Source organism: Psychromonas sp. (assembly GCF_047632995.1).
In the GTDB taxonomy this organism is placed as follows: Bacteria; Pseudomonadota; Gammaproteobacteria; order Enterobacterales; family Psychromonadaceae; genus Psychromonas.
Window position 1 is genome coordinate 1 of the sequence record NZ_JBLIEK010000121.1, and the last position, 10,660, is coordinate 10,660.

Annotated in this window: 9 protein-coding genes; 2 read left to right on the top strand and 7 right to left on the bottom strand. The window is 44.2% G+C overall.

What is annotated here, in order from left to right; all coding sequences use genetic code 11:
- Positions 1-33: 33 nt before the first annotated feature.
- Both ACJAT7_RS15700 and aroA read left to right on the top strand, forming a co-directional pair.
- On the top strand, positions 34-279 hold the full coding sequence (locus ACJAT7_RS15700; RefSeq protein ID WP_415227745.1) for an aminotransferase class I/II-fold pyridoxal phosphate-dependent enzyme: 246 nt from the start codon (positions 34-36) through the stop codon (positions 277-279).
- A gap of 128 nt (positions 280-407) precedes the next feature.
- Positions 408-1,700, top strand: a complete 1,293-nt coding sequence (gene aroA, locus ACJAT7_RS15705) for a 3-phosphoshikimate 1-carboxyvinyltransferase (protein ID WP_415227746.1) — start codon at positions 408-410, stop codon at positions 1,698-1,700.
- A 92-nt stretch (positions 1,701-1,792) separates the two neighbouring features.
- Here aroA and ACJAT7_RS15710 read toward each other — a convergent pair whose 3' ends face one another.
- The 7 genes from ACJAT7_RS15710 to ACJAT7_RS15740 all read right to left on the bottom strand — a co-directional run.
- On the bottom strand, positions 1,793-3,193 hold the full coding sequence (locus tag ACJAT7_RS15710; RefSeq protein WP_415227747.1) for a sigma-54-dependent transcriptional regulator: 1,401 nt from the start codon (positions 3,191-3,193) through the stop codon (positions 1,793-1,795).
- A gap of 18 nt (positions 3,194-3,211) precedes the next feature.
- Positions 3,212-6,274, bottom strand: coding sequence for a PAS domain S-box protein (locus ACJAT7_RS15715; RefSeq protein ID WP_415227748.1), 3,063 nt, complete (start codon positions 6,272-6,274; stop codon positions 3,212-3,214).
- A 9-nt stretch (positions 6,275-6,283) separates the two neighbouring features.
- Positions 6,284-7,093, bottom strand: a complete 810-nt coding sequence (locus ACJAT7_RS15720) for a phosphate/phosphite/phosphonate ABC transporter substrate-binding protein (RefSeq protein WP_415227749.1) — start codon at positions 7,091-7,093, stop codon at positions 6,284-6,286.
- A 29-nt stretch (positions 7,094-7,122) separates the two neighbouring features.
- Complete coding sequence (locus ACJAT7_RS15725) at positions 7,123-7,506, bottom strand: response regulator transcription factor (RefSeq protein WP_415227750.1); 384 nt, start codon at positions 7,504-7,506, stop codon at positions 7,123-7,125.
- A gap of 94 nt (positions 7,507-7,600) precedes the next feature.
- Positions 7,601-9,136 (bottom strand): SpoIIE family protein phosphatase, encoded by a 1,536-nt coding sequence (locus tag ACJAT7_RS15730; protein ID WP_415227751.1) that lies wholly within the window; start codon positions 9,134-9,136, stop codon positions 7,601-7,603.
- 3 nt (positions 9,137-9,139) lie between these two features.
- Entirely contained in the window at positions 9,140-9,883 is a 744-nt protein-coding gene (locus ACJAT7_RS15735; RefSeq protein WP_415227752.1) for a hypothetical protein, read from the bottom strand.
- The coding region (locus tag ACJAT7_RS15740; protein WP_415227753.1) for a polysaccharide biosynthesis/export family protein at positions 9,883-10,660 on the bottom strand (778 nt) is incomplete at its 5' end. The genes ACJAT7_RS15735 and ACJAT7_RS15740, both read right to left, overlap by 1 nt.

Consider the following 10,660-nt stretch of genomic DNA (forward strand, 5'->3'; position numbering starts at 1 on the left):
TGACAGGACGGCATCGCATTAAATAATGCGGGCATGGCAGATTTAAGTGCATTTTTCACTAAAAATGGTCTTGAGTATATTCCTTCCATGGGCAACTTTATTACTGTCGATGTGCAAGGTTCAGGTGATTTGGTTTATCAAAATTTATTGCTGGAAGGGGTGATTGTTCGTCCTGTTAGCGGTTATGGTTTACCTAACCACCTTCGTATAAGTATTGGCACGACAGCTGAAAACCAACGTTTTAAACAAGCTCTGGTTAAAGTGCTTGAGTTGTCGTAATTAAGAAAAAGAAAAGTATCTACTTAGCATTAGGTGATATGAGGTTTTTATAAAATAAAACTGTAACTGCTCAGAAATAAGCTTAAATGGCGACGACTTGAGTAATTACAAAGAAAATAGAGAATATTATGGAACAACTATTATTAAATCCCATTGCTAAAGTCGATGGAGAAATCAACCTCCCCGGTTCAAAAAGCCTCTCCAACCGCGCTTTATTATTAGCGGCACTCGCGAAAGGTACAACCACGCTGACCAATCTACTGGACAGTGACGATATTCGTCATATGTTAAATGCCTTAAAAAAATCGGGTGTAAATTATCAGCTTTCCAGTGATAAAAAAAAGTGTGTTGTTGAAGGATTGGGGCGACCATTTAATACCACAGAACTTGGCCAGCTTGAATTGTTCTTAGGTAATGCCGGCACCGCAATGCGTCCGCTTTGCGCTGCGCTGTGTTTGGGACAAGGTGAATACATTCTAACGGGCGAAGCGCGTATGTTCGAACGTCCGATCGGCAGTTTAGTCGATGCGCTGCAGCAAGCGGGCGCAGATATTACTTATCTGAAAGAAAAAAATTACCCGCCACTTAAAATCAAAGGTACCGGCCTTAAAGGTGGGGTAGTCCAAATTGATGGTAGTGTTTCCAGTCAGTTTTTAACCGCATTTTTAATGTCTGCACCCATGGCGCGCGAAGACACAATAATTGAAATCGTTGGTGAATTGGTTTCTAAACCTTATATCAAAATCACTCTGCAAATTATGCAGGACTTTGGTGTGCAAGTTGATAATGAAAACGGTGCTTACCAACGTTTTGTGATTAAAGCCGGGCAAACCTATACGGCGCCGGGCGAGTATTTAGTGGAAGGTGATGCGTCATCTGCATCCTACTTTTTAGCCGCTGCCGCGATTGCCGGTGGAAGCATTAAAGTGACCGGCATTGGCAAAAATTCGGTACAGGGTGATATTCAATTTGCAGATGTCCTCGAGGCGATGGGGGCAAATATAGAGTGGGGCGATGATTATATTAAAGCCAGCAAAGGTTTTCTTAAAGCAATTGATATGGATATGAACCATATCCCGGATGCGGCGATGACCATTGCTGTTACCGCTTTATTTGCACAGGGCACTACAAAAATTCGCAATGTATACAACTGGCGTGTTAAAGAAACCGACCGTTTATACGCAATGGCCACAGAGTTGCGTAAAGTTGGCGCAACGATTGTTGAAGGGCATGACTTTATCGAGGTGACTCCGCCCGCTAAACTTAATCACGCAGCCATTGATACCTATGATGATCATCGTATGGCGATGTGTTTTTCATTAGTGGCGTTAAGCGATACACCGGTCACCATTAACGATCCTAAATGCACATCGAAAACATTCCCTGATTATTTTGAGAAGTTGGCTTCGGTCAGTTTGTAATTACATGTAGAAAGCAATAAAAAAGCCTTGCGATGCAAGGCTTTTTTATTTGTATCATGGAAAATAATAGTAACTCATTAATACGTTTGCTGTTATTCCCACCCCTGTTTTTTTCGGTAAATAGTTGAAGGGCTGACATCCAGCAAGGCAGCTGCTTTGGGGATATTCCCATCACAAAAGTTAATTGCATTTTCGATGGTTTCTCGCTCCACCTCAGCTAACGGTCTTATTGTTGTTAATCTATCGTCGACAATCTCAGATGCGCTCATTCCATTTTTTGTTGGTGTCTCTTTCGTTATTACTTTTTCATTTAATCTGGTATCTAATGGCGCGGGAAGATGCGCTAAATTAACCACCTGATCATTGTGTAAGACCACAATATTGCGAATAACATTTTGTAATTGCCGTACATTACCAGGCCAACTGTATTGCTGTACAAACAGCGCTTGTACCTCGGGAGAAAATGACCTAAAAGATTTGCCTTCCTCGGCCGAATAGTTGCGTAGGAAACTGCTGGCAATGTCGATAATATCTCTGCCTCGCTCCCGTAATGGCGGTAGGTGAAGGGGTAAAACATGCAAACGATAATAGAGATCTTCACGGAAGCGGCCGCTTGCGACATCAGCTAATGGATCGCGGTGGGTGGCGCAGATAAAGCGCACATCAACTTTCTCTAGTTTATTACTACCGACTTTTTTAAAGGTACCGGTCTGCACAAAACGCAGTAACTTGGTCTGCAGATCCAGGTCCATTTCACAAATTTCATCTAAAAATAAACTTCCCCCGTCGGCTTCCGTTGCTGCCCCGCGGCGATCTGAAAATGCCCCGGTGAAGGCACCTTTTATATGCCCGAAGATTTCACTTTCCATCAGATCTCGAGGAATCGCTGCGCAGTTGATGGCGACAAACGGCTTCTTGGCACGCGTGCCTTGAGCATGAATAGCCTCCGCACAAACCTCTTTACCTGTGCCACTTTCACCAGTAATAAATACCGTTGCTTTGCTTGGTGCTGCCGCATCAATAATACGGTACACAGCCTGCATGGCTAGACTGGAGCCGATAAAACCATGATAGTGGTCGCGATCAAGGGTATTTTTATAGTTATTTACTAAATGTTGCAGTCGGCTGCGTTCGAGCAGATTATTAATTGAAGTTTTTAAGCGGCTGGCGGAGATAGGTTTTTCTAAAAAGTCATTGGCTCCGCAGCGCATCATATCGACAGCGATATCAACAGAGCTGTGTCCCGTAATAACAATAACCGGACAGGATAGGTTTTCCTGCTTCATCCACTCGAGAATCGCTAAGCCGTCCATATCGGGTAATTTATAATCAAGCAGAATAAGATCTGGAAGCTCTTTTTTTATAGAGACCTGCATTGCCGCACCCGTGCTAACTACCGACAGTGCTATCAGTTCATTTTTTAGATATTGCTCATACAAGCGCGCCTGTGGGGCAGAGTCTTCCACTATTAATAGTTTAGGTTTATTGCTCATCAATCTATCCTGTTTTTATTATTCGAATCCCTGTTCCGCGCGCTGCGCAAGTTGCCGGAACGATTCATTGGCGATTACCGATATCTGTTGCGCCTGCTCAAATGCCTGTGCATGCTCATTTTTTTGGCACAGCTGCTCAATACTGCGGGACAGTGCATGCAGCTTCGCATTGCCATGTGCAATTGCGCTGCTGCCTATTGTGTGCGTTTCAAATTCTAAACAATTAAAATCACCTTGTATAATCGCCTCATTGATTATGGCGATACGGCTCCGGCTGTCTTCTATATAAAGGGTGATCAATTCCGGTACTATTTCTGCGCAGGTATCGCGTACCAGTGCCTGCAGCACCTGCTCGTCCACGTAATCATAATCAAGCAGTACATTTTCTGCATTCGCTTGCGCTGAAATTGCGCCGTTATCTGGTGCTAGCAGATCTGCTGCTATTGGCTGTTTTGCACCAGCAGTCCATCGGGCAATGCAGTTTAAAGTCGCAGCGCGATCGATAGGTTTACTGAGATAATCATTCATCCCAGCGGCGATAAAGCGCTCTTTATCGCCGCTTAAAGTATGTGCTGTGAGTGCAATAATAGGAATAGCAGATGCGCTGCTGCTTAGTTTTCGTATTTCACGCGTTGCAGACATGCCATCCATTTCCGGCATAGAGATGTCCATCAGCACAATATCGTAAGGTAAATTACGCAGCGCTTCAATGGCTTCATAACCATTAGAAACCACATCTACCTGCAGCTTAGCAAACTCTAAGATACTTTTAATAACCATCTGATTGGCTGGGTTATCTTCTGCAAGCAGAATGCGGGTATTGGCTAGCGGCTGTTGCTGAATCTGTTCGCGTGACAATTCCGGTTTACATTGATCTTCATCTGCTGTCTGCAGGTGCAGGGTAAATGTAAAGGTACTGCCTTCGCCGAGCTTGCTGTGAACCTCGAGGGTTCCCTGCATTAGCTCGACCAGACGTTTACAGATAGCGAGTCCTAATCCGGTGCCTTCATATTTTCGGGCATGAGTCTGGTCAACCATAGTGAATTCATCAAATAGCGTATCCAGATAACGTTCCGCAATACCAATGCCGCTGTCTTGCACACTGCAGCGTATAATTAGCGTTTCTTGGTCTTTAAAATCGACACTGGCGCTGACCTTAATCTGTCCATGCGCGGTAAATTTGATGGCATTATTGATAAGATTGATCAGTATCTGCCGAATTCTTCCCGAATCGCCTTTGACAAACTGTGGCAGATCCTGGGATTTTGTCAGGCTCAATGTTAATGATTTCTTGTCGGCCATATCGCTGAGCAGCGCGTTGCTGCTTGCCAGCAACTGATGTAAATCAAAGGTGCTTTTTTCTAAGATTAGCTTATCAATATCCATTTTAGTGAAATCGAGAATATCATTAATAATGGTCAGTAACAGCTCCCCTGAATCACGGCCTGTTTTTACCAGCTCTAATTGCCGCTGCGTCAGTTGTGTATCTTTAAGCAGTCCGAGAATTCCTAAAACCGCATTCATTGGCGTGCGAATTTCGTGGCTCATCGATGCCAGAAAACGGCTTTTCGATTCGTTACTGAGCTCCGCTTCTAAGCGAGCTTGTCGTAAATTTTGTTCATTTTCTTTTTGCTCACTGATATCCATAAAGTGAGCAATATAGTGGCTAATCTCTCCTGCCTCATTTTTTATCGAAGAGATATTTAGATACTCGGGATAGATCTCTCCATTTTTTCTTTTATTGTAGATCTCGCCGCTCCATTTACCCGTCCGGGTGAGACTTAACCACATCGCCTGATAATATTCTTCGGGGTGCTGACCGGAAGATAAAATACGCGGGTTTTTGCCTATCACATCACTGTTGTCGTAACCGGTTATACGTGAGAAGGCTTGGTTGGTGCGTATAATCGTCGCTTGAGCATCACAAATAAAGATAGCTTCACTCGATTCAAAGGTTTGCGCGGCAAGACGTAACTCGTTTTCGGCCTGTAAATGTGCGGAAATATCACGGATAAAGGCGGTGAACAGCGTGCCTTGTTGTGTCACAATCGGCGCTATATTAATTTCAATTGGGAAACTATGTCCGGATTTATGCTGTGCGGTTAGCTGTAAACGCTGATTTAGCACCGGCCCATTTTTTGTTTTAAGATATCTTTGCATCCCTTGCTTATGTGCCTGACGTTGTGCTGATGGGATAATAAATTCAGCTAAATCCTGACCAATAATTTCATCATATTGCCATCCGAAAGTTGAAGCCGCGACCTTGTTATAGTCAACTACCTCACCACTATCATTAATGGTGATCAAAGCATCCAGTGACGCGGTCAGTATCGCTTCATTTTTCGCCTGATTACTGTTGGCGATGGCAGTCATCTCTTTATTTTTTTCAATGCTATTGGATAGCTGCTGATAATTTTTTGCTAGGCTGGAAGACATGCGGTTAAATGCATGCGCCACTTCGGCTATCTCATCACTGCCGAGCACGGGGATCTGAACGCCGGGACCATAACGGCTGATTTTTTCGGTAGCAAGCTTCAATTGCTGTAATTGCCGGGTTAGATAGGTGCCAAGTATAAATGATAAAAGCGCCACTAAAAAAACTTCCAAGCTGGCGATCGCTATGGTCCAGCTGCGCGCTTCAACCAAGGTCGATTGAAGTGCCTTGGTGGATAAGCCCAGCTCTATAATGCCATACACCTTACCTGCTTCCGTTATCTCTATGCGTGTATCAAATATGCCATCGTTGACCGTAGCCAGTGTTTTATCTGCCATGCGTTGGCGCTGCAAAAGCGCTACTTCGCCTCCCTCCGCAAGTACATAATTGTCATTGCTGATACGCGCGTAGCGGAGATCTGGGGCTTTTAGTATCTCCTTGATAAAACTATCGAGTGTCGCCAAATCATTTGAAAGCACCGCATTTTTGACCGACATTTCAAACAGTAATGCAGTGCTTTCGGCGCGTTGCTGCAACTGTTTTTCGTTGGAGTCATTAAGAAAGCTGATCACGCTGAGAGTTAAGATAATCAGTAATATCGATTCGATAAAGGCAATGGATAAGATTGTTTTTAGGCGAAAGCTCATAGTTGTCACTTAGTTATCAGAAAGCTGCTTAAGGTTTAGTGCGCGTATATCATCCCAGTCAGCATCAAGCCCTTTTTCAAAACCGTTTATTTTGATACTGCCCAGTAACTGCTTACCCACGGCATACTGCTCCAATGTCAGCAGTGCTTGCTGTAGTTTATCAGTTGCTGCGCGGATAACGCGAGGGTGAACGGCAATGGCATGCGGTGTATATCCCTTGGTTGTCCATAAAATGCGCAGCTGATCACGTATTTGTGGTGCAACATTGTTAAAGGTACGAAGTACGCCGCCACCCGCTGGATAAATGCCTTTGGCCACATTGCGGTATACCGAGTCGTGTGAAGAAACATAGTTGGCAGTGAAGTTGACCTGCTGATCGGCAAGATCGGCTTGAGTCAGTATAGTTGCGGCAAAGGATGCTGGGGCGGGGAACGCTAAAGTACTATTTTGTAAGTCTTGTAAACTGTTAATATCGCTATTTTTAGATACGATAATAATTCCTTTGATCTTTTTATCGTGTGCCTTGGCGACTGCTTTGTAACCTACTGATTGATTAAATACCACATAATGATAGGGGTTCATATAGGCGATATCATATTCGCCGGCTGCTAGACGTTTCTCAAAAGAGGGAATATCGGGTGCGGTTACAAAATGGATATCAAGCCCGCTTTTGTTGCTGAGTTCTTCAATAATAGGTGTCCATAACTTAGCCAGTTGCGTTGCCGATTGTTGTGGGACGATCCCAAAAGAGAGGCTCTTCTGCGCCATACATTGCGTAGAAATAAACAGTAAAAGCACTATCAACATTCTATTTATCATTGTCTTCCCTTGATATTGTATTGCTGACTTCATGTCATTAAACCATTGGCTTTTTCGCCAAGCCTTTGCAAGGAGAAAGGTTTGAACATATACGCATCGGCGTTTAATGCAAAGGCTTTTTCTGCATCGCCGATCTTATTGTGTGCGGTAAGCATTAATATCGGAATGTTTTTTGTTTGCTGGGCAGTTTTGAATCTAGCTAATAGATCGATACCTTGAATATCTGGTAGGGTCCAGTCGAGAATAATTAAATCTACATGCGCCTTATTTGCGATAGCAGATCCGTGCTCACCATTTTCCGCTATGATCGTATCAAAACCTCTATGTTCTTGGAGGTGTATTGAAATTTGTCTTAACAGACTACGATCATCATCTATGATCAGCACTCTCTTCTTCTTGTTGGCAAAAAACATAGGCGCTCCTTATGTCGATATTTACAGCATGCTTATGTGCACTGTGCTATCGGTTAACGGTGACTGCTTCTTTTATGTAATCGTTTTTACTCGCTTAAGAAAATGGTAGCGGCTCGAGCAGTAGCAGGAGTGCATCATCGCTCGGCTGTGCGTTGGTGATTTGATCAAATAAATTCATCACTTGTTGTAGTGACTGATCAATGGGTAAGTCTAAGGTTGCCAGTAATGCTTCGCTGATGCGTGTTTGCAGATCAATGCGTGCACTATTGTCGGCTGCAGATTCAAATAAGCCATCCGTATAAAAAGCCAAGCGCTGCCCACATTGCAGATTAAGCTCGCGACTCTGATACGGGTAATCGGCAATTAATCCGGGCAGCACGCCACCGACCGCTACGGTTTCTATCTTATTTGCAGAGAGCAACAGCGGGGCCGGGTGCCCAGCACTGGCTAGGGATATTTTGCCTTGCTCAGATAACTGGATAGAGCAACAGGTTAAGGTAACCTGTGAAAGCAGTTTATCGACCATTGCATAATTAGAAATTTGTTCCAGCAGCAGTGCCGGATTACTGTTTATCTGCATCGATTGCAGCAGTCCGTGTATATAACCGCCGCATGCATGAGAAAAGAATTTTGCACTGTCATCATGGCCCATAATATCGCTTAACAGCAGTTGTGTTTTACCTGCAAAGTCTTTGTGCAGCAGCAGATCGCCGCCGCCGGAACCTGTATCCCGGCAGGCAACCTGCAGACGCCAACCGTTAGCGCTTGCCGGTAATTGTGGTTTTAATGAGGCGCTGATATTTTTATCGATACGTTCGCTTAGCTGGGTGTGAATCTGTTGCGAGCGTCCTAAAATACGCTGGATTATTTTCAGTAACTGTATTTTATTAACCGGTTTGACCAGATAATCATCAATACCTAAATTGGTCGCTTGTTGTTGAATGAGTTGATCGTCTTCGGCTGTAAGAAAAACAAATGGAATCAATTCATGAGCCGCTTGCTGATTGATTTTTTTACGTAATGATAGGCCATTCATTTCCGGCATCCGGATATCAGATAACAGCAGATCAATTTTTTGCGTGGTCAATTGCTGCAGCGCATGATAGCCGTTGGCCGCGGTTACTACATTGAATGCGTCATCAAGATAAGCCTGATAAAGTCGACACAAACTGTCATTATCTTCGACGATTAAAATTGTCTGGCGTTTTTGTTGTTTAGGATATGACCATTGCAGCCGGAGTTGATTGGGCTGGCTGGCATTGCCGGCGTGATAATTAAGCTCGTCGCATTGCGCATGCATTAGCGCGATGCCCCGGCCGTTTTCAATCTCCTGAAATTCAAACAGCAGGTTATCATCAGGATTTTTATTAAGCGGCCATGGACGGCTGCTATCAAATATATCCAGCCACCAACTTGAACGGTTATTGCCGAAACGGATCAGAATATGGTCGGGTTTGTCTTGTGCATGTAAAACTAGGTTGGTGACTGCCTCTGAAAGACACAGCAACATACGTTGACGTATCGCCACATCAGGCACACATTGATTGATCACTTCAGTGAGTGCTTGGCGCAACTGACCGGGTGTTTTTAGATCCAGATTTTGTCGTGCTTCTAATAGCAAAGTATCCATCTCTTAGACGTCCAAATTGAGTAACTGATTATTACGAAGAAATTTTTTAAGTGTGCGGCTAAGCCAGCTGAATTTGCTTAACCGTTGTACTTCTCGCAATAATTCATTTTTTAAAGAGGGGTTGTCGCGATCATTAAAGATACAACCTAAAAGTTGAGCATCACTTGTTGTGAGTTTTTTGAGTGCGCTACTGACCATAGCTTCGCTGGTCTGACCGGCAAGCACCATCAGCACTGCACCGCCACAGGCTGCTGCGACGCGCTCGGGAGGAATATTATGCGCATTGACACGATTCAGTGGTGAGGTGTCAATGATCACACTGTCATAATGGAGCATCCATTGTTCAATATAGTGTTCTAATACACCCGGTTGGCGTAATTTTAGAATTTTTTCGCGCTGCAGCGGTGCGGTTATCCCGGTAATGACGAGGCTATTTTGCTGCACGCTTACCAATTGCGGCGCGCCTAATAGATTACTGTTTATAGTAACTGGCAGGGAGTTATCGCCGGCTTCTGTGCGGTAAAGATCGGTAATACTTAAGAGACTTTTCAGTGCGGGTCGATAGAGATTAAGATCCACCACTAAGGTGGCATATCCCCCCAGTAAATTACGCTGTGCTAACGCCATCGCCATGCTGGTGACCCCCTCTCCGGAATTTGCCGAGCAGATAGCAATTGCACGTTGCTGTTTACAGAATAACTGCGTGTAAATCTGCTCAATTTCCATATGTTGATAAGGTATATTCATTACAGTAGTCCTATCAGTGCGCCGAGTGCTACAACTTGGATGATATCGGTTAATCCTTTACGGAATTTCTCATAGCCGCTTTCACTTCTAAACGGGATATATACGGTATCGCCAGCACGCAACACAGGTAAATCAACAAATGCGGCACTGCGGCTGAACTCTCTTAAATCAAAACTGCGCGCCTGATCGCGGCAACATGAGAGATTAACCACTGTGATATTTTCGATATGCGAATCAGCAATCGTACCGCCAGCTTGCGCCAGTAAATCCAGTAAGGTCATGGTGTCATCAAAACGGTAACGTCCGGGTTTATTGATAGCACCCAGTACACGTACCGTGGTTTCTTTTGATTGATCTAACCAAAGGCGATTTTTTTCCGGGATATAGATAGTGTCGCCGGTACTAACATTTGGCAATAAACTGTCATCGCCTGTCTCAAAATAGAGCGCTAAATCTAATTGACTGACTGCCTGTGTACGTTTATTACGGTGATTGATGCGGATATTGCGTAGATCGGCTTTATCGGTTGGGCCGTCTGCTGCAGATAAAATATCTAAAAAGCTCATCTCATCGGAAAACATATAACGACCCGGCGCACCTACCTGACCAAAGATATAAATCGATTTATCTGCGGATTGGCGTACCCATTGCGCCTTGTTATCGCTGGGATCTTGGGGTAAATCCTGGACCATTATCGTGCTGCCCGCTTTAATCATCGGTAATTCATGATCGGGTTGACCATTTTTGATAAAAGCATTGAGATCAAAATTATATACT